The following is a 24,167-nucleotide window of genomic DNA, read 5'->3' as shown; positions in this document are numbered from 1 at the left end:
GGCATGGTGGCCGACGGATTTGGCCTTGCATTGCGCCAAGCGCCGTGAAAAGGGGAACCGCCAAACGAGGCTTGCTCCCGGAGGGAAAACCCATGGAGATTCGTGAGGCTCTCACCTTTGATGACGTGCTTCTGGTGCCTGCGGCATCCAGCGTCCTGCCGTCGGATGCGGATACGTCGACCTGGGTGACCCAGTCGATCCGGATGAACATCCCGCTCTTGTCCAGCGCGATGGACACGGTGACCGAAGGCCGGATGGCGATTGCCATGGCGCAGGCCGGCGGGATCGGGGTGATCCACCGCAACCTTGACCCCGAGGCGCAGGCGCGGGAAGTGCGACGGGTCAAGCGCTTTGAAAGCGGGGTGGTGTATCAGCCGATCACGCTGACGCCCGACCAGACCCTGGCCGATGCCAAGGTGCTGATGGAGCGGTATTCGATCACCGGCTTCCCGGTCGTGGACGACTTGGGCCGGGTTCTGGGGATCGTGACCAACCGGGACATGCGCTTTGCCAGCGACGACAAGACGCCGGTGCGGGTGATGATGACCTCGGACAACCTGGCGGTCCTGCGGGAACCGGTGGACCGGGCCGAGGCGATTTCCCTCATGAAGGCGCGGCGGATCGAGAAGCTGCTGGTCACGGACGGGCAGGGCAAGCTGACCGGCCTTCTGACGCTGAAGGACACCGAGAAGTCGGTGCTGAACCCGCAGGCCTGCAAGGATGAGCTGGGGCGGCTGCGCGTCGCGGCGGCGTCCACGGTGGGGGATGCGGGGTTCGACCGGAGCCAGGCGCTGATCGACGCGGGCGTGGATCTGGTGGTGATCGACACGGCGCATGGACACAGCGAAGGGGTGGCCCGGGCGGTGGAGCGGATCAAGCGGTTGTCGAACACGGTGCAGGTCGTGGCCGGGAACGTCGCCACCGGCGAGGCGACGCGGGCGCTGATCGGGGCGGGTGCGGATGCGGTGAAGGTGGGGATCGGGCCGGGCAGCATCTGCACGACGCGGATCGTCGCCGGCGTGGGTGTGCCGCAGCTGACCGCGATCATGGATGCAGGCCGCGCGGCGGGCGATGTGCCGGTGATCGCGGATGGCGGGATCAAGTACTCCGGCGATTTCGCCAAGGCCATCGCGGCGGGGGCGTCCTGTGCGATGGTGGGGTCGGCAATTGCGGGAACGGATGAAAGCCCAGGCGAGGTGATCCTGTGGAACGGGCGGTCGTTCAAGGCCTACCGGGGGATGGGGTCCTTGGGCGCGATGGCGCGGGGCAGTGCCGACCGGTATTTCCAGAAGGACGCGGCCAGCGACAAGCTGGTGCCCGAGGGGATCGAGGGGCAGGTGCCCTACAAGGGCAGTGCGGCGGCGGTCATTCACCAGATGGTCGGGGGCCTGCGGGCGGCGATGGGCTACACCGGCTGTGCCACGGTGGCCGAGATGCGGACGCAGTGCCAGTTCGTGCGGATCACCGGGGCGGGGCTGAAGGAAAGCCATGTCCACGATGTGCAGATCACGCGGGAAAGCCCGAACTACCGGGTCGGCTGACCGGCAATCCGGCTGACCAGCTGCAAAAGTCGCTGGCTGCGCGGGGCAAGATCTTGCCGCGCCTTGACCTCGGGGCTGGCTTGGACGGCGGCAAGGTCGGCGCTGAGGCGCGCGATCCAGGCTTTGGCGGCGGCGGGGTCCGGGTCGGGCGCGTTCAGGTCGAAACGGCTGGCTGGATCGGCGACCAGCGCGCGGAAGTGGCGGTCGAAAGCCTCGGTCTCGGCAGGCGGCCAGGCGCAATGTCCCTCGGCGGTGATGCGGGGCAACAGCGCCTCCCAGTCGGCAAGAAGCGCCGCAAGGGTCGCGGTGGACCGCGGACGGGCGCGTTCGACCATCAGCGATTCAAAGGCGAAGGGGGGGTCGGACCACTGCCGCTGCTTGGGCGGGCCCTGGACCTGGTTGTCGAAACAGACCACGGCCTCGCGGTCGAGGATCGTGATCCGGTCAAAGGTCAGATCCTGTTCCACCCGGTCCAAAACCACCGGCCAGCGCAGGGCGGTTTCTGCGACCAGGGGCCAGCCGATCCGCATCGCGCGGGTGTCCCCCGCATCAAGGGCGGTCAGGCAGCGGCCAAGCGCGCCAATCCAGCTTTCCTCGACCGGGGTGGCCAGCACCAGACATTCGACCCGGTAGCCCAGTTGCCGCAGAGCGATCGCCAGACGCTCGATATTGCCGGGAATCGCGCGTTCCCACAGGATGTGCGAGCGCTGCGCGACGGCGTGGTCGGCAAGACGCTGGCAGTGGATGGCGCAGTGGGTCAGCCCATAGGCTTTGAGCGCTGCCCTGGCGACGGGGGTGTCCGCGTGCAGCAAGTCGAGACTGAAGACGAGGTCGTCGGGCACGATCCTCTGCGTTTCGTGCGGCCCGAGATCGGCCAGAAGCGCGTCGAGCGCGGTGGATTTGCCGCTGCCCTGATGGCCTGTGACGAAGATGCAGCGGGGCTGTGGTTGCCCGCCGCGACCGACCGCAAAAGCAGGATGGATGCGATCCCGGTAGACCGCATCCCAATCCGGTTCAGCGGCTTGGCTGCCCGTTTTGGTCAGCCGCACACGCTGATGCAAGGCTGCGGCGGGACCGGATCATCATCGTTGGACGAGATCAAGAGCCCGATGGCAACCACCGCCAGAAGCGGAATGATGATGTTCGACGTGGGGCGTTCGGCCACGACCTCGGTATCCTCCAGCAGAACCGGGCCACCGGCCATTGCCGGCGCGGCCAGGGCGGCCACCAGCGTCGCAGTCAGGGTCTTCTTCATCGCAAAGTTCCTTTGTAACAACTTATGCAGAAGTCTTGATACATCCGGATGGCAGCGGTCAACTCCTGTCGCAGGGTGTGCGTCGGACTGTTGCACAAAGGATGCGCGAGAGTGCATTCCGGCTTGTCCGGACGCGGAAAACCGGGGATCACGCGACGCAAATCGGAAAGATGGAATCGGATGACCCCTTCGGCACGACTTTCCGCGGCGATTGCCGTGCTTGACCGGGTCCTGACCGGCGAGCCGGCAGAGAAAGCCCTGACCAACTGGGGCCGGGCCAGCCGCTTTGCGGGCTCGGGCGATCGGGCGGCGGTGCGCGATCTGGTCTATGACGCGCTGCGCAAGCGGGCCTCGTCGGCGGCGCGGGGGGGCGGGCTGACCGGGCGCGGGCTGGTGCTGGGGCTGATGCGCGAGGCCGGGCAAGAGGCGCTGTTTTCAGGCGAAGGTCATGCCCCCGCAGGTCCCGGGCCAGAAGACTTCGGGCGGGAGCCGGACGCCGAAGCGGCGCTGGATCTGCCGGGCTGGCTGCTGCCCGAGCTGCGCAAAGGCCTGGGGGCGGACACAGGCGCGGTGGCCGCGGCGCTGCGGTCGCGCGCGCCGGTCTTTTTGCGGGTCAACCTGGGCAAGACCGACCTCGCCGCGGCTCAGGCTGCGCTTGGCGCGGAGGGGATCGTGGCGGTGCCGCATCCCCTGGCCGCGACGGCGCTGGAAGTGACCGAAAATGCTCGCAAGGTGCAGACCTCGGACGCCTATCTGACCGGGCTGGTCGAGTTGCAGGATGCCTCGTCACAGGCAGTGGTCGAGGCGCTGCCTCTGGTCGAGGGCATGAAGGTCCTCGACCATTGTGCGGGTGGGGGCGGCAAGACGCTGGCGATGGCGGGGCAGGCAAAGCTGCGGCTTTGGGCGCATGATGCCAACCCCCGTCGGATGACGGACCTGCCCGAGCGGGCCAGGCGCGCCGGGGAGAAGGTCGAGGTGACGGAGAAGCCCGAAGCAGGCGCGCCCTATGATCTGGTGCTGGTCGATGCTCCCTGTTCCGGCTCGGGCAGCTGGCGACGCGACCCCGAGGGCAAGTGGCGGCTGACGCCTGCCGCGCTGGATCAGGTGGTGGCCATACAGGCCGAAATCCTGGACCGGGTGGCGCCGATGGTCGGACCCTCTGGCTGGCTGGCCTATGCGACCTGTTCGCTGCTGCCGCGCGAGAATCAGGCGCAGATCGCCGCGTTTCTGTCCCGCCACCCCGACTGGCGGTTGCAGCGCGACCACGCCTTTACCCCCTTGCAAGGCGGCGACGGCTTCTATCTTGCACTTCTACAGAGAAGCTGACATCCCAGACGCAACCTGGGCGTGCTTCCGGGCCAAGTTAACAGTCGATTAACCTTGTCCGGCGATGGTCCGAACCAGTCTGGCACGGGTCAAGGCAGGGGCGGAGGGCCGATTTGGCGGGGCATGGGCAAGTTGAACGCGTCGGGCTTGGTGTGCTTGTGGCATTGGGGGTGCTGGGTCTGGGCCTGGTCCTGGCCTGGGCGCTGACCGACGGGTCCGACGGTGTGGCGCGACTGATGGCCGGTCTGGTACTGGTCGTGATCGGCCTGGGGATCGCCTTCTGGCTGATGCTTGGCCGGCGCCCGGAAGAAGCGGCGAACCTGGCCGCCTTCCGTATGCTGGCCGCCGATCCCGCCCCCTGCTTCATGACCGACCCGTCCGGCCAGCTGATCCTGCGCAACGAGGCCGCCGAAGCGCGGTTCGGCGCGGATGTGCGGGTCCTGCACTCGGCATTGGAACGCCACGTCCTGAACCCGGGCGAGTTGATGCTGCGGCTGCAGAAGGCGGCTGAGTCGGTGGGTTCGGCCCGTGAGGATCTGGTCGGCCACACATCGATCCTGCGCCTGACCGTGCATCTCGCCAGCGAGAATCGTTTCTTCTGGCGCGCCGACGAGGTTGACCTGCCCCGCGAGGATCAGGTCTATGACCGCAGCGACCGGCCGGCGCCGATGGCCGTCAGCTCGGACCTGGAAGAGGTGCCGGTCGCGATCATGACCTTTGGCCCAGACGGGGTGATGCGGATTGCCAACCACGCCGCGCGCGAACTGATCTGGCGCGGCGATATCCGCGCCGCGATGTTCCACGACCTGTTCGAGGGGCTGGGGCGGCCGGTCTCGGAATGGCTGGCGGACGTCGTCGCGGGGCGGCATCCCGGCGGGTCCGAAGTGCTGCGGGTGCGGGGCGAGGAAGAGCGCTTCCTGCAGATCACGCTGCGCCGCTATGTCGATGGCGGGCGGCCGGGAGGCCTTGCGATCCTGAATGACGCAACACGGCTGAAGACGATGGAGGCGCAGTTCGCCCAAAGCCAGAAGATGCAGGCGATCGGTCAGCTTGCGGGCGGCATCGCGCATGATTTCAACAACCTGCTGACTGCGATCTCGGGGCACTGCGACCTGCTTCTGTTGCGCCACGGGCGCGAGGACAGCGATTTCGCCGACCTGGAGCAGATCCGGCAGAACGCGAACCGGGCGGCCTCGCTGGTCGGGCAATTGCTGGCGTTTTCACGCAAGCAGACGCTGAACCCCGAGGTTCTGGACCTTGAGGACGTGCTGGCCGACCTCACGCATCTGCTGAACCGGCTGATGGTCGACAAGGTCGAGTTGTCGCTGGGGCATCCGGGGCGGGACATCGGCAAGCAGCTGGGCAAGATCCGGGCGGACAAGCGGCAGATCGAGCAGGTGCTGATCAACCTTGTGGTGAACGCGCGCGACGCGATGCCGAACGGCGGCAGCATCCGGATCGAGACGGAACCCGTGACGCTGGCCGAAGACCTGAAACGCGATCGGGCGACGGTTCCTGCAGGCGACTACACGGTGATCCGGGTCGTGGACCACGGCATCGGCATCCCCGAACACCAGCTGCGGCAGATTTTCGAGCCCTTCTTCACCACCAAGCGCGTGGGAGAGGGCACTGGTCTGGGCCTGTCGATGGCCTACGGCATCGTCAAGCAGTCGGGCGGCTATATCTTCGTCGATTCGGTGGTGGGCGAGGGCACGACCTTCAGCCTCTATTTCCCGGTCTACGAGGGTGAGGACGAGGCCCCTGTCGTCGAAACCCGGCGCCTGGCTGCAAAGCAGGGCGAGGGCGTCATCCTGCTGGTCGAGGACGAAGCCTCGGTCCGGGCCTTCGCCAGCCGGGCGCTCAGTTTGCGGGGCTACACGGTGCTGGAGGCCGCGAATGCCGAAGAGGCGCTGGCCAGGCTGGACGACAAGACGCTGCACGTGGATCTGTTCGTGACCGACGTGGTGATGCCAGGAATGGACGGTCCCGCCTGGGTCCGCCGCGCGCATCTGGATCGGCCGGGGGTGAAGGTGGTCTTCATGTCGGGATATGCCGAGGACGGGCTTGCAGAAGACCAGGCGCGGGTGCCGAACTCGGTCTTCCTGCCGAAACCCTTCTCGCTGAACGACCTGACGAACACGGTGCAGGGGTTGTTGAGCTGAGTGCGTCGGATGCCACCGGGACCAAATTTCTTGAGGAAGAAATTTGACAAATTCCTTGCTTAAGGAATTTGGGTCCCGGCGGAACCGTGGTGCGCTATCCCCGCAGCAGCCGTGCCACGGCAGGCGCGAAATAGGTCAGGATGCCGTCGCAGCCTGCGCGCTTGAAGGCCATCAGGCTTTCGACCATCGCCTTTTCCCCGTCGATCCAGCCGTTCCGTGCCGCCGCCTGGATCATCGCGTATTCGCCCGAGACCTGGTAGGCGAAGGTGGGGGCGCCGAAGGCTTCCTTCACGCGCAGGCAGATGTCGAGATAGGGCATTCCCGGCTTCACCATGACCATGTCCGCGCCCTCGGCCAGGTCGCGGGCGACCAGCCGGATCGCCTCGTCACTGTTGGCGGGGTTCATCTGGTAGGTCTTCTTGTCACCCTTCAGAGCACCCGACGCCCCCACCGCGTCGCGGAACGGACCGTAGAAGGCGCTGGCATATTTGGCGGCATAGGACAGAATCGCCACGTCCTTGTGACCCGACGCCTCCAGCGCCGCCCGCATCGCGCCGATCCGGCCATCCATCATGTCAGACGGCCCAAGGATGTCGGCCCCGGCATCGGCCTGGGCCAACGCCATCTTGACCAGCGCCTCGACCGTCTCGTCGTTCAGGATGATACCGTCGACCACCAGCCCGTCATGGCCATGCGCGTTATAGGGGTCCAAGGCCACATCGGTCATCACTGCGATGTCCGGCACCTGGGACTTGATCGCCCGGATCGCGCGGTTGGTCAGGTTCTGGGGGTTCCAGGCCTCTTCGCAGGTCGCGGTCTTCAGCGACGGGTCGGTGTAGGGAAAAAGGCAGATCGCCGGAATGCCAAGCTCGGCCGCCTCGGCAGCCGCCTCGACCACCAGATCAAGCGAGCGGCGTTCAACCCCCGGCATCGAGGTCACGGGCTGACGCTGGTTCACCCCGTCGCACAGGAACACCGGCCAGATCAGGTCCCCCGTGGTCAGGGTGTTCTCCTGCACCAGGTTGCGCAACGCGGCTGTGCGGCGCAGGCGACGGAACCGGGTGACAGGGTGTGGCCCTTGGGTGGGTTGCATGGCTGGCTCCTTTCCTTCCCGATCAAGGGACTTGCGGCTTTCGCTTCTGCCTGACATGGAAAGAGAGCCGCCTCAAGATATCTATGCGGGACACGACGATACACGAAGGAGACCGGGCAGTTGGATGTCCTGGATACGGCGCTTGAAGTCATCGACCTGAGGTCGTTCTCCAACCTCTGGTACTGGATCGCCCTGGCGGCCATGTGGTCCTCGGTCAGTCACTGGGTGCTTGGCGTGCCGCATGACATGATCCAGCGCGCCCGGCGCGAGGGGGGGCAGGCCCAGGCCGATGTCGAGGATCTGGTGCGGATCAACATCAACCGGCTTTTGCATGTCGTGGACAGCGGCGCGCTTTTGATGGTGGCGCTGGCGGCCTTCTGGCTGGCCGCCCTGCTGGTCTTGGGCTTCTGGTATGACATCGAGTTTGCCCAGGCCGTGGTGCTTTTGTTCGCGCCGATCCTGCTGGTGGTCTGGTTCAGCGTCCGTGCCAGCCGGCGGATCGTTGCCGAGGCCGCAACGGGCGAGGCACTTTTCCGCAGGCTGACCATTCATCGAAGGGTGGTGCAGGTGATCGGCATGCTGGCGATCACCGTCACCGCCTTCTATGGCACCTGGCAAAACATCAGCGTGTCCATTCTCAACTGACCGGACCTGACCGGGGAACCTCGGGACCCATGACAGCAGAACGCATCTTGATGGGCGGCGCGCCCGAGGGGTTTGACGCCCGGATCCTGGTCCGCGAGCTTTCGCGTGGCCAGCCCGTCGTGCACATCGCGCGTGACGACAAGCGGGCCGAAGCGATGCGGGCCGCTCTTGCGGTGCTGGCCCCCGAGGTCGCGGTGCTGGACTTCCCGGCCTGGGATTGCCTGCCGTACGACCGGGTCAGCCCGAACCCCGAAATATGCGCGCGCCGGATGGCGACCCTGGCGCTGCTGGCGGACGGTTTGCCAAAACCCTTTGTCCTCTTGACGACCCTGAACGCCGCGACCCAGAAGGTCCCGACGCGCGACGTGGTGCGGGCCGCGTCCTTTCGGGCCGAGGTCGGCAGCCGGGTGGATGAGGCGCGGCTGAAGGGGTTTCTGGCGCGGATGGGCTTCACGCCGGTTTCTACTGTGGCGGAACCCGGTGACTATGCCCTGCGGGGCGGGATCGTCGATATCTTCCCTCCCGGACCCGGTGGACCGATCCGGCTGGATTTCTTCGGCGACGTTCTGGATGGTGCGCGGCGCTTCGACCCCGAGACGCAGCGGACCACCGAAAAGCTGAAAAGGGTCGAGTTTTCCGCCGTTTCCGAGGTGATCCTGGATGAAGCCGCCATTGCGCGGTTTCGGCAGAACTACCGGATCAGCTTTGGCGCGGCGGGGACGGACGATCCCTTGTACGAGGCGGTCAGCGCAGGCCGCAAGCATCAGGGGATGGAGCATTGGCTGCCGTTCTTCCATGAGCGGCTGGAGACGCTGTTCGACTATCTGCCGGGGGCCTCGGTGGTGCTGGACGACCAGGTGACGCCGGCTCGGCTGGCGCGGTGGGAGGGGATCGCGGACAGCTACGACTCCAGAGCCGAGGCGATGGGGGCCAAGGGGCGGATCGACACGGTCTACAAGCCGGTGCCGGCCGAGGACTTGTATCTGGATGATGCTGGGTGGGAAACGGCGGTGGCCGCAGTCCGCGTCGTGCAACTGTCGCCCTTGCCGCAAAGCCCGGGACCGGGCGTTCTGGACGCTGGCGCCAGGGACGGGCGAAACTTCGCCCCGGAACGTCAGCAGGAAAAGATAAACCTGTTCAGCGCCTTGGCCGATCATGTTCAAGCCCTGTCCAAGTCCGGGCAAGTCGTCATCGCCTCGTGGTCGGACGGCGCGCGCGAGCGGCTGAAGGGCCTTCTGGTCGATAATGGGGTGACCGGCGCGAAGGAGATCGCGGATTTCCGTGACGTGCCCGAGGGGAAGGGCGGCCTTTTCCTGGTGGTCTGGCCGCTGGAGGCGGGGTTCGTCGCACCCGACCTTGCCGTGATCTCGGAACAGGACGTGCTGGGCGAACGGCTCGTCGGCAAGCCGCGCCGCAAGCGCAAGGCCGACAACTTCCTGCGCGAGGTCGATACGCTAAGCGTGGGCGATCTTGTCGTGCACGTCGAGCATGGCGTCGGGCGCTATCTCGGGATCGAGACGATCACCGCCCTGGGCGCCCCCCATGCCTGCGTGATGCTGGAATATGCCGAGAATGCAAAGCTTTACCTTCCGGTAGAGAATATCGAACTCCTCAGCCGCTATGGCCATGAAGAGGGCCTGCTGGACCGCCTCGGCGGCGGGGCCTGGCAGGCCAAGAAGGCCAAGCTCAAGGAACGGATCAAGGAGATCGCCGACCGGCTGATGCGGGTCGCGGCAGAGCGCGCCCTGCGCCACGCGCCGATCCTGGAAGCGCCCCATTCGATCTGGGAGGCCTTTGCGGCGCGGTTCCCCTATCAGGAGACCGACGATCAGCTGTCTGCGATCGCCGATGTTGTGGCGGACCTGGAGAAGGGCTCGCCGATGGACCGGCTGGTCGTGGGTGACGTGGGCTTCGGCAAGACCGAGGTCGCGATGCGGGCGGCTTTCGTGGCGGCGCTTTCGGGGATGCAGGTGGCGGTGATCTGTCCGACCACGCTGCTCGCGCGGCAGCACTATCGCAGCTTTGCCGAGCGGTTCCGCGGTTTTCCGATTTCGGTCAAACCCTTGTCGCGCTTTGTTCCAGCCAAGGAGGCCAACGCCACTCGGGCCGCCATAGCGGACGGATCGGTTGATATTGTCGTCGGCACCCATGCGCTCTTGGCCAAGGGGATCAGCTTCAAGAAGCTGGGCCTTCTGGTCATCGACGAAGAGCAGCATTTTGGTGTGACCCACAAGGAACGGCTGAAGGAGATGCGGTCCGAGGTCCACGTGCTGACCCTGACCGCGACACCGATCCCGCGGACCTTGCAGCTAAGCCTGACCGGGGTTCGCGATCTGTCGATCATCGCGACGCCGCCTGTGGACCGGCTGGCGATCCGGACTTATGTTTCCGAATTCGATACAATCACCATCCGCGAGGCGATCCTGCGCGAACGCTTCCGGGGCGGGCAGACCTTTTACGTCGTGCCACGCATCGCTGATCTGCCCGAGATCGAGGACTTCCTGAAGACCCATGTGCCAGAGGCGTCCTATGTCGTGGCACACGGGCAGCTGGCGGCGGGCGATCTGGATGACCGGATGAACCAGTTCTACGACGGGAAGTATGATGTGCTGGTCGCGACGTCGATTGTTGAAAGTGGGCTGGATATTCCTACCGCCAACACGATGATTGTTCACCGGGCGGACATGTTTGGCCTGTCGCAGCTGTATCAGATCCGCGGCCGGGTGGGCCGGTCGAAGACCCGGGCCTATTGCTACCTCACGACCAAGCCGCGCGCGCCGCTGACGCCGCAGGCCACGAAGCGGCTGCGGCTCTTGGGCAGTCTCGACTCGCTCGGCGCTGGGTTCAACCTTGCCAGCCACGATCTGGACCTGCGCGGGGCGGGAAACCTTCTGGGTGAGGAACAGTCGGGGCACATCCGGGAGGTGGGGTACGAACTTTATCAGCACATGCTTGAGGAAACGATCGCCAAGATCAAATCGGGTGAATTGCAGGGGCTGACCAGCATCGACGACGACTGGTCGCCACAGTTGAACCTGGGCGTGCCGGTGATGATCCCCGAGAGCTATATCCCCGACCTCGACATCCGGCTGGGTCTTTACCGGCGGCTCTCAAGCCTCACCTCGAAGGTCGAGCTGGAGGGTTTTGCCGCCGAGCTGATCGACCGCTTCGGCCCGCTGCCAAAGGACGTGAACACGCTGATGCTGATCGTCCGCATCAAGGCGATGTGCAAGCGGGCGGGGATTTCCAAGCTGGACGCCGGGCCGAAGGGCGCGACGATCCAGTTCCGCAATGACAAGTTCGCCAATCCGGCGGGGCTGGTGGACTTCCTCAAGGCTCAGGGGCCCGCCGCACGGGTGAATGGCAACAAGATCGTGCTGACCGGCGAGATGAAGACCGAAGCCGACCGGATCAAGGGCGCGTTCAACATCGCGCGCGATCTGGCAGAAGTGGTGAAGGCGGGCCGGAAGGGCTAGCTTCGCGGCTCGCCCAGGGTTCTCAGCGACAGGATCAGCGTCAGACCGATCAGGACCGTGGCGCCGATCAGAAGCGGCGTTGACGTGCCGTTGAAAGCAAGCCCGACCGGGATCGCCAGCATCACCGAACCCACGGTTGCAATCGACGAGATGACCGAGGCGGCAAGACCGGCGATGTGGCCGACAGGCTCCATCGCCAGGGCGTTAAGGTTGCCCATCGTCAGGCCCATCATCGAGAAAATGCCAATACACCAAGCCATTTGCATGGCGAAGCTGAAGTTGCCCTGCAGAAGCCCGGTGCCAAGGGTGACCAGCGCGATCAGCGACAGCACAAGGACCGCGGCATAGGTGCGCTGCACAACGCGGCGCATGCCCAGGGTCATCACGATGCGACTGTTCAGCAGGCTTCCCCCCATCGAGGCGACAGCGATCACGGCAAACCACAGCGGGAAGTTTTCCGCCCGGTCGAACTGGCGTTCGAAGATGCCCTGCAGGCTGGAGAGTGTGGCGAACAGCACCGCGAGGGTCAGGGTCTGCAGGAGGGTGGACACCACGATGATGCGGTAGGTGAAGAGCTCTTTGGTGCCGCGCCAGAGGTCGGCAAGGTGAAGCGGGCGACGTTTGTCGAGGGGCAAGGTCTCGGGCTGACGAAGGCCGAGCCACAGCATGCACAGGCCGGAAAACAGGATGTAGGCCAGGAAGATGGAGTGCCAGCCGCCAAGCGCAATGATGCTCTGGCCCATCAACGGCGCAAGGGCGGGGACGATGGTGAAGATCATCATCACGAAGGACATGATCTTGGCCATCTCGCGCCCCGAGAAGAGGTCGCGGACCATGGCGATGGCCACGGTGCGGGGGGCAGCGGCGGCAAGGCCCTGAAGGAGGCGGGCGGCGAGGAGGATCTCCAGGCTGGGGGCAAAGAAGCAGGCCAGGGCGGCCAGGGCGTAAAGGCCGGAGCCGACCAGAATCACGCGCTTGCGGCCGAAAGCGTCCGAGAGGGGGCCGGTGAACAGGGTGCCGATGCCCATCCCCAGGACGAAGCTGGTGACGACCAGCTGCGCCGCGTTTGGGGCGTCGGGCGACAGTGTCGCGGCGATTTCCGGCAGTGCGGGCAGCATAGCGTCGATCGAGATCGCGATGGTGGCGAAGAGCATGGCGACAAGCGCCACGAATTCCGTCTGCGAGGGGCGGGACTGGGTCACGAGGGTTGGCCTGTCAGCTCGGCGATGACCTTTTCCCAGGTCTCGGGCGGCTGCGCGCCGGAGACGACGTATTGCTGGGCGATGAGGAAGGTCGGCACGGCATTCACCCCCTTCTGCCGGGCGTCCTGGTCGCGGGCCTGGATGTCGTCGGCATCGGCGTCCGACTGCAGCAGGCGCAGGGTTGCGGCGCGGTCCATGCCGTTTTCACCGGCGATGTCGGCAAGGGTGGGAAGGTCGCCGATGTCGCGGCCCTCGGTCCAGTAGGCGCGCATCAGGGCGTCGACGACGACTTGCTGGACGCCCTCGATCCCGGCCCAGTGGATCACGCGGTGGGCGTTCAGCGTGTTGGGCATCCGCTGCGGCTTGTCAGGGTCCATGTCGACGCCTGCACCACGCGCGACCTCACGCAGGCGTTCGTGGATGGCGTCGACGCGGGCCTTGCCGCCGAACTTCTGTTCCAGGTAGGCGCGTTTGGCCACACCTTCGGCGGGCATGTCGGGGTTCAGCTGGAACGGATGCCACTGGACCTGGAAGGGGTGGTCGGGGTGTGCAGCAAGCGCGCGGTCAAGGTTGGCCTTGCCGACATAGCACCAGGGGCAGACCGGGTCAGAGAAGATATCCAGGCGGATGGCGGCGGGGGTCATTCGGGTCTCCTGTAGCGGGCGGCCAGCGCCTTGCGGATCAGCTTGCGGGTGCCGGTTCGGGGCAGGGCGTCAAGGCGCTGGTAGTGCCTTGGCTGCTTCCAGCGGGCAAGGGTCTTTTCCGCGCTCTGGCGCAGAGTGAGGGCGTCGATTTCGCAGGGGGCTTCGTAGAACAGGGCAATGATCGTGGTGCCGGGGGTGGGTTCCACCTGGGTTGCGGCGCAAGCAGTAAGGGGGAGATCGTGGAAGGCGGCCCCGACTTCCGCGGGTGAAACGCGGAAGCCACCGGCGTTCAGAAGGTCATCCTTGCGGCCAAGGTGGGTGATCGCTCCGTCGGGGGCCATGACGGCCGCATCGCCGGTGCGGAACCAGGGGCCTTGCGGGGGCGGGTGGCCAAGGTAGTGGCGCATGAGGCCAGGGTCGGCGGTAGAGACGGCGAGTTCTCCCGGCTCACCGCACGGGATGGGGTGTCCGTGGTCGTTCAGGATGGCGATGTGGCGGCCGGGTTGCGGGTAGCCCGCGGTGCCCTTGGGCGCGGGGCGGATCGGCGCGCCGGAGAGGTAGGTTGACACTTCGGACATGCCAAGGGCCTCGTGCAGGTCAGTGCCGGTGCGGGCGCGCCATTGCTGGCGGAGGGTATCCGGCAGGGATTCGCCAGCAGACAGTCCGTGGCGGAGGTGGGGCAAAAGCGGCAAGTCCGCGCGGAGAAGCTGGCGATAGACGCCGGGGGCGGCGGCGAAGATGGTCGCACCAGACCGGTCCAGAAGCGCGGGAAGGCCGGTTGGCAGGGTTCCCGCGGCGGGGATCAGGGCGGTGGCCCCAACGGTCCAGGGATCAAGCAGACCGGTGCCAAGGGTGTAGGTCCAGTTCAGCGCTCCGGCATGAAGGAGGCGGTCGGTCGCCCCAAGGCCCTCCCAGTGCTGGTGCATGGTCTGGCGGGCAAGGATCGCACGCTGCGCATGAGAGACCGCCATCGGACTGCCCGAGGTCCCAGAGGTGAAGACGATATAGGCCTCATCTTCCGGATCGCTCAGGTGAAGGGGGGAGGGGGGCAGGGTGGACCAGAGGGGAAGGTCGGGGGTGATGCGGGGGGCGGGGTGGTCGGGAAGCGCGATGCCAGGCTCGACGGCAACAAGGCGTGGCTGGACGACGGCGGCGAGTCTGGTGATTTCGGGCGCGGTCAGGGCTGACGAAGTGGGGATCGGAACAAGGCCAGCCCAGATCGCGCCAAGATAGAGGATCGGAAAGGCCAGCGTGTTGCCCAGGCGAAGCAGAATTCGGTCCCCCGGGTGCAGGTCCTGGGCCAGAAGGGCGGTGGCTGTGGACTGGGTCAGGCGAAGCAGCTGCGCGTAGCTGAGGGTTTCGTCACGTTCTGGATGCAGGATCGTCAGCGCGGGCTTGTCCAGCGTTGTGGCATTGGCAAGCACGTGGCCGGCAAGGTTGAAGGCCTGGGGCACGGTCGGGAACGGGCGGGTGTCGATCTCGGAAAGCATCGGCAAGGGGTAGGGGGCCTCTGCGACGGTTGCAAGCATGGGCAGGCTGCACTATCGGGGACACATGGCTTTGACCGATCCGAAAAGCATGATCCGCGTGGCGCGCGAAGCGGGCGGCGAGGCGCATGTCGAACCGCTGAACCTGGGCGAGCGGGTGCGCGAGTTGCGCCGGTCCCTGGGCTGGACGCTGGAAGAGGCGGCCAATCGGGCCGGGCTGGCGCGGTCGACCTTGTCGAAGATCGAGAACGGGCAGATGAGCCCGACCTATGACGCCTTGAAGAAGCTGGCCGGGGGGCTGGCGATTTCAGTGCCGCAGCTGTTCACGCCGCCCTCGACGCAGCAGGTCATGGGCCGGATGGCGGTGACGAAGGCGGGGGAGGGGCAGTCCCAGGCGACAGTCACCTACGAGCACGAGTTGCTGGCGGCGCATCTGTCGAAAAAGCAGATGCTGCCCTACCGCGCGACCATCCGGGCGCGCGACCTGGAGGAGTTCGACGGCTGGGTGCGCCACGACGGCGAGGAGTTCCTGTATGTGCTGACCGGGGTGATCCGGCTTTACACCGAATTCTACGAGCCGGTCGAACTGCGCCGGGGCGACAGCGCCTATTACGACGCGGCGATGGGGCACAACGTCATCAGCCTGTCCGAGGAAGACGCGACGCTTTTGTGGGTCACGTCCCTGGTTTGACCGAGCTTGCAGTCGGCTTCGACGGTCTGCCGGCGATGGCGTGTCCAGGCCGCCCGGTCCAAACCAGGGGCGGGCGGCAGCCCCACACCAGGGGGCCGCCATCCCTTAGAACGCGTCCTGCACCGTGCGAGCGCCAGCCGAGACATCCTCGCCCACGCCCGCGATGGTGTTGCAGCCTGCCAGGGCCGCCAGGACGGCCAGAAGTGCCAGTTTCTTCATGCTCTTTGCCCTTTTCACTTTGCCTGCGCCCACCAGGTGTCGGGCAGAAAGCCCGTCCAGTCCCCGTAAAGCGGTATCTTTTCGGGATACTTCAGGTCGGAGGAATATGCCAAGCGGGAAAGGTCGGAATACCAGATCGGGATCACGTAGCGGCCCGAGGTCAGGACCCGGTCCAGCGCCTTGGTGGCGGCGGTGAATTCCTCGGCGTTCGGCGCCTTCAGCATGGCGGCGATCATCGCCTCGACGGCCGGAGAGTTCACGCCCATCCAGTTGCGCGTGCCGGGTTCGGTCACGCCAGGGGCACCCCAGTAAAGCAGCTGCTCGTTGCCGGGCGACAGCGACAGTGACCGGATGTAATGCGTCATGTCGAAGTCGTAGTTCGTCGTGCGGTCCTTGTACTGCGCGTCATCGACCTTGGTCAGTCGCGCCTGAATGCCAAGGGCTTTAAGCGCCTCGATATAGACTTCGGCAGCCGAGCCCATTTCGTCCTGACCGGTGACAAGCAGGATCTCGAAGGCGAAGGGCTCGCCTTGGGCGTTCTTCAGGATGCCATCGTCGCCCACGGTCCAGCCCGCCTCTTCCAGCAACTTGGCAGCGGCGCGGATGTTCTTGCGGTTGGTCTGGTCGCCTTCCGAGACGGGGAGCGCATAGCCCTCGATCGCGCCGGGCGGGAGTTCGGCGGCGAAGGGTTGCAGAAGGTCCAACTCGCGGCCTTCGGCGGGTTTGCCGGGATCCATGCCCAGGAACGAGTTGCCGAAGTAGGAGGGGATGCGGGGCAGGACGCCCGCGTTCAGGGTCTGGTTGATGAATTCGAAGTTGAAGGCCAGGATCATCGCCTCGCGCACGCGCCAGTCGGCGAAGATCGGTTTGCGGGTGTTCATCACGAAACCCTCGATCCCCGAGGGGCGGCCGTGCGGGATTTCGGCCTTGATCACATCGCCCGAAGCCACCGCGGGGAAATCGTAGGACGACTGCCACTTGGCCACGTTCGCCTCGCGGTAGGCCGAGACCTGGCCGGCCTTGAACGCCTCGAAGATGGCTTGCGGGTTGGCGTAGTAGTCGTAGCGGATCTGATCAAAGTTCCACTGGCCGCGGTTGAAGGGCAGGTCCTTGCCCCACCAGTCGGGGTTGCGCTTGTAGGTCACCTGGACGCCCAGTTCGGAGCTGTCCAGCACGTAAGGACCCGAGCCGATGGGCACCTCCATCGTCGCTTCGGCGAAGTCCTTGCCCTCCCACTGCGCCTTTTTCAGGATCGGGCGCAGGCCCAGGATCAGCGGCAGTTCCCGGTCTTCGACGTTGAAGGTAAAGCGGATGGAGCGTTCGCCCGTCTTCTCCATCGTGGCGATCTTCTTCCAGGCTGCGGCGTAGCGCGGGTTGCCCTGGGTGCCCAGAGCCTCCATCGACCACATCACGTCGTCGACCGTCACAGGCGAGCCGTCAGAGAATCGGGCCTCGGGTCGCAGGGTGAATTCGACGTAGGTGCGGGCCTCGTCGGTGTCTATCGATTCGGCCAGAAGCCCGTACAGCGAGAAGGCCTCGTCATAGTTCCGGCCCATGAGTGTCTCGACCGTCAGGGTCGAAATGCCGATCGCGGGGCGGCCCTTGGTGACATAGGGGTTGAAGCTGTCGAAGCTGCCCGCCTCGCCCCAGCGGTAAGTGCCACCCTTGGGCGCATCGGGGTTCACCTGTGGCAGGGACACAAAATCCGGGGGGAGAGCGGGGTCGCCATACATAGCTATGCCGTGCATCGGTTCGGCCTGAGCGCCTGCGGCAAAAAATGCCAATGCGGCCGTGAGGGCGAACTTGTGCAAACCGGACCTCCGTTCCCCGTTCATTATCCGATGCTCCCATATCCAGCGGTTGTGTGGGCCGACAGTAAGGGGGAGATTGAATCAATTCAAACTTTTAGCTTGGCCATCGGCGGAGAGGGGACTATAAAGACCCTACTGCTCGATAGGTTTCTTGCCTGTATGAAACCTGCCTCAAAGACTTAACGCCGGCTTCGCGCCGGCGTTTTTTTATGCCTTCCGACTGGAAACTGGAACCAAAGGGGTCGTATGATCCTTTTGCAGGTGCAGCATTTGGAGGACGGCATGAGCTTCGGTGGCAAGCGGGCGATCATCACCGGGTCAAATTCGGGAATCGGGCTTGGCGTGGCCGAGGCGCTGGCGGCAGCCGGGGCCGAGGTGATTCTGAACAGCTTGACCGACCGGGCCGAAGATCACGAGCTGTCCGCCGAACTGGGCGCGCGGCATGGGGTGGTGGCGCGGTACATCGCGGCGGACATGTCGAAGGGGGCGGAATGCCGGGGCCTGATCGAAAAGGCCGGCGGCTGCGACATCCTGGTGAACAACGCGGGCATCCAGTTCGTCAGCCCGATCGAGGACTTCCCGGTTGAAAAGTGGGATGCGATTCTGGCGATCAACCTGTCTTCGGCCTTTCACACCATTGCGGCAGCTCTGCCGGGGATGCGGGCGAAGGGGTGGGGGCGCATCGTCGATATTGCAAGCGCGCATGGCCTGACCGCCAGCCCCTACAAAAGCGCCTACGTCGCCTCGAAACATGCAATCGTGGGACTGACCAAGACCATCGCCCTGGAAACTGCAGGGCAGGGCATCACCGTCAACGCCGTGTGCCCGGGCTATGTCCTGACGCCCTTGGTCGAAGCGCAGATCCCCGAACAGATGAAGGTTCACAACATGGACCGCGAAACCGTGATCCGCGAGGTTATGCTGCAACGCCAGCCCAGCCGTCAGTTCGCCACGACCGATCAGGTCGGTGGAACGGTGGTCTTTCTGTGCAGCCCCGCCGCGGACCAGATCACCGGCACGACGATCAGCGTGGATGGTGGATGGACGGCGCTGTGAGGCGGGTCAGTCTGGCCCTGCAGGGCGGTGGCGCGCATGGGGCCTTTACCTGGGGCGTCCTTGACCGGCTGCTGGAGGAGGAGGACCTGGAAATCGCCGGGATCTCCGGCACCTCGGCAGGGGCGCTGAACGGGGCGGCGCTGAAGGCGGGGCTGATCGCCGGGGGGCGCGGTGCGGCGCGGAAGCGGTTGGACCGGTTGTGGGACCACGTCAGCGAGATCGGCGATTTCCGCATGGTGCCGTGGATGGCGGCGTTCTTGCCCGCGATGCGCTTCTGGCAGACGGCTGGCGCGGCCATGCTACCCTTTTCGCCGCAGGCGGTCGCGGCGCAGTTCTACTCGCCCTACGTCTTCGGCAAGCGCTGGACCAACCCGCTGGAGCCAGTGGTCCGTGATCTGGATTTTACCCATGTCTGCGCCGAGGCCGGACCGCGGCTCTTCGTCAGCGCGACCAATGTGCGGACCGGCAAGATCAAGGTCTTCGGCGCAAGGGACATCACGCCCGAGGCGATCCTGGCGTCGGCCTGCCTGCCCACGGTGTTCCAGACGGTCGAGATCGGGGGCGAGGCCTATTGGGACGGCGGCTATTCCGGCAACCCCGCGCTCTTTCCGCTGTATGAACCCGACCTGCCCGACGACATCCTGGTGGTGTCGATCAATCCGATGCGGACCGAGAATATCCCGGACACTCCGCTGGAAATCCAGAACCGGATCAACGAGATCAGTTTCAACGCCAGCCTGCTGGGCGAGCTTCGGGCCGTCAACTTCGTCCGCCGCCTGATCGCGGACGGGCGGATGGAGGCGGGGAAGATGAAGTCGGTGAACATCCACATGATCGCCGACGACGGGCTGATGAACGAGCTTTCGGCGGATTCGAAGCTGTCCCCCACACCCCTGCTGCTGGAGCGGTTGAAAGCTGCAGGCCGCGCGGCGGCCGAGCGGTTCCTGCAGAACGGCGGGTCGAAGATCGGGCAAGAGCCTAGCGCCGACCTGCAGGGCCTTCTGGGCTAGACCAGCGGCTCTTTCGGCACGGGATAGACCAGGCCGCCCGAGACGATCAGCTTGGCCGCGTCGTCGACGCCCATGTCCATCACGATCAGGTCTTTGGTCGGCACGAAAAGCAGCATCCCGCTGGTAAAGGGGGTCAGGCCAACGAAGACCGCCGACATGTCGGGACCGATGGCGGCAAGACGCTCGGCCAGCTCGCCCCTGGGCCGGGTCGACATGAACCCCAGCGCCCAGGACCCGGCGCGCGGAAACTCCACCAGCACGACCTTGTCGAAGCTTTTGTCCTTCTTGTTGAAGAAGGTCTCGGCCACCTGCTTGATGCCGGAATAGACCGAACGGACGACTGGCATCCGTTCGACCAGATTCTCGCCCGAGCGGATGACCGAGCGGCCGATCAGCCCCTTGGCCAGCCAGCCGATGATGATGGTGACGATGAGAAAGACCAGGACGCCGACGCCACGCACGGGGAATTCGTATTCGGGGCCGAACCAGCGGCCGATCAGGGCGTCGGGCTGATAGGTGGCGGGGATCAAGGGCAGGATCCAGCCATCAAGCCAGCCGATGAAGGCCCAGACGATGTAGATCGTCAGCCCGATCGGCAGCACGACGACCAGGCCCGTCAGGAAACTGGCGCGCAAGCTGGCAAAAAAGCCGCGGCGGTGGTGCGGGTTCGGTTCAGTCACGTGTGGTGGTCCCCTTCGGCCCCTTATCTAGGGGGTCCGCCCGTCGCAGTGCAATGGCGCCTGCGGACAAACACGGGAATTTCAGGCCGCACCAGCAAGTTCGCGGGCAATCGCAGCCCCAAGCCGCGCGTTGTTCAGCACAAGCGCGATGTTCGAGGCAAGCGAGCGGCCCTCCGTCAGCTCGTAGATGCGCTGCAGCAGGAAAGGCGTGACGGCCTTGGCGGCGATGCCCTGCGCTTCTGCCTCGGCCAGGGCGGCCTCGATATGCGGGGTGATCTCGGCGCGGGAGATTTCGGCGTCGATCGGGATCGGGTTGGCGACAAGCTGGCCGCCGGGCAGACCCAGACGGGCGCGCATCAGATGGGCGGCGGCGATGTCGGCGGCATGATCCATGCGCAGGGGGGCCTTCAGGCCCGAAGACCGCGACCAGAAGGCTGGAAAGTCATCCTGACCGAACGCAATGACCGGGACTCCCAGGGTTTCCAGGTATTCCAGCGTCTTCGGCAGATCGAGGATCGCTTTTGCCCCCGCAGCGACGACGGTGACGGGCGTCTCGGCCAGTTCGCGCAGGTCGGCCGAGATGTCGAAGCTGGTCTCGGCCCCGCGATGGACCCCGCCGATGCCGCCGGTGGCGAAGACCCCGATCCCGGCAAGATGGGCGCAGATCATCGTCGCGGCGACAGTCGTGGCTCCGGTGCCCCCCGTGGCAACGCAAGCCGCAAGATCGGCGCGCGAAAGCTTTGCGACGGACTTCGCCTGGCCCAAAGCGTCCAGTTGCGCGTCGGTCAGGCCGATGTGGATGCGGCGGTCCATGATCGCGATGGTGGCGGGGACGGCCCCTTGGGCGCGGATCTCGGCCTCGACCCGGCGCGCCGTTTCCACATTCTGCGGGAATGGCATGCCGTGGGTGATGATCGTGCTTTCAAGCGCAACAATCGGCGCACCGTTCGCGCGGGCTTTGGAGACTTCGGGGGAAAGGGTCAGGGGCAAGTCAGTCATGAAGCGTCCGATCTATGGCTGGGCCGCAGGTGTAATCGTGAAACTGGGCGGTGAAGCCCGCGCGTTCGGGTGAGCAGGCCATGACGCCGATCTGCGCCGGACCTGCCTCAAGATAGCCAAGTCGGGTCATCAGCCAGCTGCCATCCGGGCGCTGGACCTGGACGCGCAGCGCGTCCGAATGGCGGGTCAGGCGCAGGCGCAGGCGGTCGGCGGGAAAGGGCAGGGCGACGATGGACCAGTCGGACCGGTCGTTGGTGATGACGGTGGAAAAGAACGCCTGGCCGTCGGTGTATTCGATCCCCGCCTTGACCCAGCGCGTTTCGTCCAGGCGCAGCATCAGGCCCGCCTGATCATAAAGCGCCTCGTAGTCGGCGGCGATGGTGACTTCGGCGGTGAAGTCGCCGCTCACCGGGTGGTGCAGGAAGTGGCCAGTGTCGCGGATGAAGCCATAGTGGGTCTTGCGCCAGAAATCAGTGCGGTCGCCCGTGGTGAGGGTCAGAGCGCCGCCGTCGATGCGGGACTCTGGCGGCGGGTTGAGCCACGTCATGTCGCTGAAGGTCACGATCCGATGTCCCCCGAGACATAGGTTGCAGCGGCACGCAGAGCCTCGTCCAGCGCCTCTTGCCGGTGGGTGCCGCGGCGTTCGGCGACAAGGTGCGCGGCCATGAACGTGTCGCCCGCCCCGGTGACGCGGGTTACCAGAACCTTGGGCGGCTGGCCCATGATCACGCCTTCGCCTTTGCGGCCCTCGGCAGCCAGGTCGCCGCCATTGGTGACCAGGACCCGGCCCGCGCCCCGGGCAAGCAGCGCCTGGGCTGCCTCGGGCGCGGTGGCGGCTTCGCTGCGGGCCAGGATGTTCGCCTCTTCAAGGTTCACATACAGCGTGGCCGAGGGGTGGGTGAGGAGCGGCAGAAGCCGACCCGCCTTGCCGGGCGAAGCGGGGGCTACACGCAGGTCGGCAGCTGCGAACAGGGGAGAGACGGCGATTTCGGCCAGAAGGGATTCCGTCAGGTTACCGTCCAGCGCGATGGGTCCGGTCCAGGGCGCAGCCTCAGTCCCCAGGCGACCGTCGGCCAAGGGACGCAGGATCTTGTCGCCCGCCGCCTCCAGCGAATGGGCGTCGGCGATGGCGGCGATCAGGCCGTTCGCACCCTCGATGGCCATGTAGCGGTCGGTGGGCAGGTCGTCGGACCGGTAGACGGTCCCCGTCTCCAGCCCCAGCAGATCAGAGGCGGCAATGATCTCGTCGCCCTCCGCGTCGCGACCGATGGCGGTCAGCAGGGCCGGGGTCATCCCGAACCGCCGCAAGGTCATCGCGATGTTCATCGCCACGCCACCGGGAAGCCGGGTGATCCGCCCCGGCACGTCCGAGCCAAGCCGCATCGAGGTGGGCGAGCGGCCGATGATGTCCCACAGGACCGAGCCGATGCAAAGGATATCCGGTGTCATGGCTGCGTTCTGGCGGAAGGTGGGCGTTGGTGCAAGGCCCCTAGCGTTTGCGAAAACCGCTGCCATAGCCGCCATCGCGGCCACTGGGGAACGCGCCTTCGGCAAGGTAGCGATCATGGCAGCGTTGCAACGCGGTGCGGTCGAGCGTCACGCCAAGACCGGGGCCGGTCGGGACTTGCGTCACGCCATTTTCCAGCGCGAAGGGGCCGCCCTCGATCACGTCGTCGGCGTACCAGTGAAACAGCGTCTGGCTGGCCCCCCGCACATGGTCCAGTGCGGCAGAGAGGTGCAGGTAGGCCGCTGAAGCGATCCCCGTCTCGCCGGAATGGAAGCGAAAGCCGACGCCCATCGCCTCGCAGGACCGGATGAAGTCGCGGGTCCGGGCAATGCCGCCGTGTTCGTTGATGTTGGTGACGATGGCATCGGGGCAGCGCAGGGCGTGGGCCTTGGGCAGGTCGATGGCATGGGCCGAGAAATTGATCGGCGAATGGCGGCGGAGGTCGGCCATCTCCTCATAGGTCTCAACCGGTTCCTCGAACCAGCTGATGTCGAAGGGGGCGAGCCGGGCCAGGGCCTCGCGCGCGGTGGGGACGGTCCAGCCGCCGTTGGCATCCAGCTGCAAGGGCCGGTCGCCGATGGCGGCGCGGACTTCGCGGACCATCTGCACCTCTTCGGCCAGAGGGACGGTGCCGACCTTGCCTTCAAAGACCTTCGATCCGTGGCGTTCGATCATCGTGGCACAGTAGCGGGCGACGTCGGTGGGGGTCGCCTCGCCGGGGTCGGTGCCGGGGAAGCGGTAGCTGAAGTATTCGGTCAGCGCGATCTCGGCCCGGACCGCCCCGCCCAGAAGCAGCGACAGCGGCACGCCCTCGGTCTTGCCGCGCGCGTCCCACATCGCCATCTCGATGCCGCCAAAGACCCGGCGGGCGGCGGTCACGTTGCCCCAGGGGGTGTAGCGCATCGCGGGGACACTGCGACCCTCGGCTGTGGCGATGTCGCGCACATCGAGGCCGATCAGCCGTTCCCCTGCCTTCATCACCTCGGCCGCGCGGTCACCGTCGGCACATTCGCCCAGACCGGTGACGCCATCTTCGGTGACCAGTTCGATCACCGTCTTGGTCAGCGACGCGATGGCGCCATAGCTGAACCGATAGGGCGCCCGGAACGGGATGTTGACGGGCAGGGCGGTGATCTGGCGGATCTTCATGGGCGTCCGGTCTTGCGGGGGGCTTAAGCGTTCCTTAGGCCAAAGATCCAGGCCTTGCCCGGCGATCTGCGACGAATCCTGGCGGTTTTCACTTGCAGGCCGCGGAAAGCCGGGGTAATGCGCCCGCACTTCACAGGTGTGGCTGGGTCCGATGCGGGGAGAAATCCCGTGCGGTCCACCGGTTGCCCCGCAAGGGGTGAAGACGGCCGCACCG

21 protein-coding genes are annotated in these 24,167 nt (G+C 65.9%); 8 read left to right on the top strand and 13 right to left on the bottom strand.

What is annotated here, in order from left to right; all coding sequences use genetic code 11:
• Positions 1-92: 92 nt before the first annotated feature.
• Positions 93-1,541: an IMP dehydrogenase gene (gene guaB, locus U1E69_RS18285; RefSeq protein ID WP_322245855.1), complete on the top strand. Its 1,449-nt coding sequence runs from the start codon at positions 93-95 to the stop codon at positions 1,539-1,541.
• Here guaB and U1E69_RS18280 read toward each other — a convergent pair.
• Both U1E69_RS18280 and U1E69_RS18275 read right to left on the bottom strand, forming a co-directional pair.
• On the bottom strand, positions 1,526-2,590 hold the full coding sequence (locus U1E69_RS18280; RefSeq protein ID WP_322245854.1) for a zeta toxin family protein: 1,065 nt from the start codon (positions 2,588-2,590) through the stop codon (positions 1,526-1,528). The genes guaB and U1E69_RS18280 overlap by 16 nt on opposite strands.
• Positions 2,581-2,796, bottom strand: coding sequence for a hypothetical protein (locus tag U1E69_RS18275; protein WP_322245853.1), 216 nt, complete (start codon positions 2,794-2,796; stop codon positions 2,581-2,583). The genes U1E69_RS18280 and U1E69_RS18275 overlap by 10 nt, the downstream gene beginning before the upstream one ends.
• A 180-nt stretch (positions 2,797-2,976) precedes the next feature.
• On the opposite strand from U1E69_RS18275, the gene U1E69_RS18270 reads away from it, so the two are divergent.
• Together U1E69_RS18270 and U1E69_RS18265 are read left to right on the top strand one after the other, a co-directional pair.
• Positions 2,977-4,122: an RsmB/NOP family class I SAM-dependent RNA methyltransferase gene (locus tag U1E69_RS18270; protein ID WP_322245852.1), complete on the top strand. Its 1,146-nt coding sequence runs from the start codon at positions 2,977-2,979 to the stop codon at positions 4,120-4,122.
• Between the two features lie 236 nt (positions 4,123-4,358).
• On the top strand, positions 4,359-6,284 hold the full coding sequence (locus tag U1E69_RS18265) for an ATP-binding protein (protein ID WP_416200304.1): 1,926 nt from the start codon (positions 4,359-4,361) through the stop codon (positions 6,282-6,284).
• A gap of 94 nt (positions 6,285-6,378) precedes the next feature.
• Here the strand turns inward: U1E69_RS18265 and hemB are convergent, their stop codons facing one another.
• On the bottom strand, positions 6,379-7,377 hold the full coding sequence (hemB, locus tag U1E69_RS18260) for a porphobilinogen synthase (RefSeq protein ID WP_322245850.1): 999 nt from the start codon (positions 7,375-7,377) through the stop codon (positions 6,379-6,381).
• A 120-nt stretch (positions 7,378-7,497) separates the two neighbouring features.
• Between hemB and U1E69_RS18255 the strand changes: the two genes are divergently transcribed.
• The gene (locus U1E69_RS18255) at positions 7,498-8,022 is read left to right on the top strand and encodes a component of SufBCD complex (RefSeq protein WP_322245849.1); all 525 of its coding nucleotides are present in this window, start codon (positions 7,498-7,500) and stop codon (positions 8,020-8,022) included.
• Positions 8,023-8,051: 29 nt separating this feature from the next.
• Positions 8,052-11,498 (top strand): transcription-repair coupling factor, encoded by a 3,447-nt coding sequence (gene mfd / locus U1E69_RS18250; RefSeq protein ID WP_322245848.1) that lies wholly within the window; start codon positions 8,052-8,054, stop codon positions 11,496-11,498.
• Here the strand turns inward: mfd and U1E69_RS18245 are convergent.
• The 3 genes from U1E69_RS18245 to U1E69_RS18235 are packed head-to-tail and all read right to left on the bottom strand — an operon-like array spanning position 11,495 to position 14,873.
• Positions 11,495-12,700, bottom strand: coding sequence for a multidrug effflux MFS transporter (locus tag U1E69_RS18245; RefSeq protein ID WP_322245847.1), 1,206 nt, complete (start codon positions 12,698-12,700; stop codon positions 11,495-11,497). The genes mfd and U1E69_RS18245 overlap by 4 nt on opposite strands.
• Positions 12,697-13,344 carry a DsbA family oxidoreductase gene (locus U1E69_RS18240; protein WP_322245846.1) on the bottom strand — a complete coding sequence of 216 codons (648 nt, stop codon included), beginning with the start codon at positions 13,342-13,344 and terminating at the stop codon, positions 12,697-12,699. Before U1E69_RS18240 ends, U1E69_RS18245 begins: the two co-directional genes overlap by 4 nt.
• The gene (locus tag U1E69_RS18235) at positions 13,341-14,873 is read right to left on the bottom strand and encodes a class I adenylate-forming enzyme family protein (RefSeq protein WP_322245845.1); all 1,533 of its coding nucleotides are present in this window, start codon (positions 14,871-14,873) and stop codon (positions 13,341-13,343) included. Before U1E69_RS18235 ends, U1E69_RS18240 begins: the two co-directional genes overlap by 4 nt.
• 25 nt (positions 14,874-14,898) lie before the next feature.
• On the opposite strand from U1E69_RS18235, the gene U1E69_RS18230 reads away from it, so the two are divergent.
• On the top strand, positions 14,899-15,522 hold the full coding sequence (locus U1E69_RS18230) for an XRE family transcriptional regulator (protein WP_322245844.1): 624 nt from the start codon (positions 14,899-14,901) through the stop codon (positions 15,520-15,522).
• 105 nt (positions 15,523-15,627) lie between these two features.
• On the opposite strand, the gene U1E69_RS18225 is transcribed toward U1E69_RS18230, so the two are convergent.
• On the bottom strand, positions 15,628-15,741 hold the full coding sequence (locus U1E69_RS18225) for an entericidin EcnA/B family protein (RefSeq protein WP_295079026.1): 114 nt from the start codon (positions 15,739-15,741) through the stop codon (positions 15,628-15,630).
• A 14-nt stretch (positions 15,742-15,755) separates the two neighbouring features.
• A complete protein-coding gene (locus U1E69_RS18220) occupies positions 15,756-17,576 on the bottom strand; it encodes an extracellular solute-binding protein (protein WP_416200303.1) in 1,821 nt (606 codons plus the stop codon).
• A gap of 258 nt (positions 17,577-17,834) precedes the next feature.
• Here U1E69_RS18220 and U1E69_RS18215 point away from each other — a divergent pair, with 258 nt between their 5' ends.
• Entirely contained in the window at positions 17,835-18,608 is a 774-nt protein-coding gene (locus tag U1E69_RS18215) for a 3-hydroxybutyrate dehydrogenase (protein WP_322245843.1), read from the top strand.
• A complete protein-coding gene (locus U1E69_RS18210; RefSeq protein ID WP_322245842.1) occupies positions 18,593-19,618 on the top strand; it encodes a patatin-like phospholipase family protein in 1,026 nt (341 codons plus the stop codon). The genes U1E69_RS18215 and U1E69_RS18210 overlap by 16 nt, the downstream gene beginning before the upstream one ends.
• On the opposite strand, the gene U1E69_RS18205 is transcribed toward U1E69_RS18210, so the two are convergent.
• From U1E69_RS18205 to U1E69_RS18185, 5 genes are all read right to left on the bottom strand, one after another.
• Positions 19,615-20,298: a DUF502 domain-containing protein gene (locus U1E69_RS18205; RefSeq protein ID WP_322245841.1), complete on the bottom strand. Its 684-nt coding sequence runs from the start codon at positions 20,296-20,298 to the stop codon at positions 19,615-19,617. The genes U1E69_RS18210 and U1E69_RS18205 overlap by 4 nt on opposite strands.
• A gap of 81 nt (positions 20,299-20,379) precedes the next feature.
• The gene (locus U1E69_RS18200) at positions 20,380-21,297 is read right to left on the bottom strand and encodes a pseudouridine-5'-phosphate glycosidase (protein ID WP_322245840.1); all 918 of its coding nucleotides are present in this window, start codon (positions 21,295-21,297) and stop codon (positions 20,380-20,382) included.
• Complete coding sequence (locus U1E69_RS18195) at positions 21,290-21,859, bottom strand: DUF1349 domain-containing protein (RefSeq protein WP_322245839.1); 570 nt, start codon at positions 21,857-21,859, stop codon at positions 21,290-21,292. The genes U1E69_RS18200 and U1E69_RS18195 overlap by 8 nt, the downstream gene beginning before the upstream one ends.
• Complete coding sequence (locus U1E69_RS18190; RefSeq protein ID WP_322245838.1) at positions 21,856-22,746, bottom strand: PfkB family carbohydrate kinase; 891 nt, start codon at positions 22,744-22,746, stop codon at positions 21,856-21,858. The genes U1E69_RS18195 and U1E69_RS18190 overlap by 4 nt, the downstream gene beginning before the upstream one ends.
• A 40-nt stretch (positions 22,747-22,786) precedes the next feature.
• On the bottom strand, positions 22,787-23,953 hold the full coding sequence (locus U1E69_RS18185) for a mandelate racemase/muconate lactonizing enzyme family protein (RefSeq protein WP_322245837.1): 1,167 nt from the start codon (positions 23,951-23,953) through the stop codon (positions 22,787-22,789).
• Between the last annotated feature and the right edge of the window lie 214 nt (positions 23,954-24,167).

The organism is Tabrizicola sp. (genome assembly GCF_034366665.1).
In the GTDB taxonomy this organism is placed as follows: Bacteria; Pseudomonadota; Alphaproteobacteria; order Rhodobacterales; family Rhodobacteraceae; genus Tabrizicola.
This window is presented reverse-complemented; position numbering and strand designations above follow the sequence as displayed.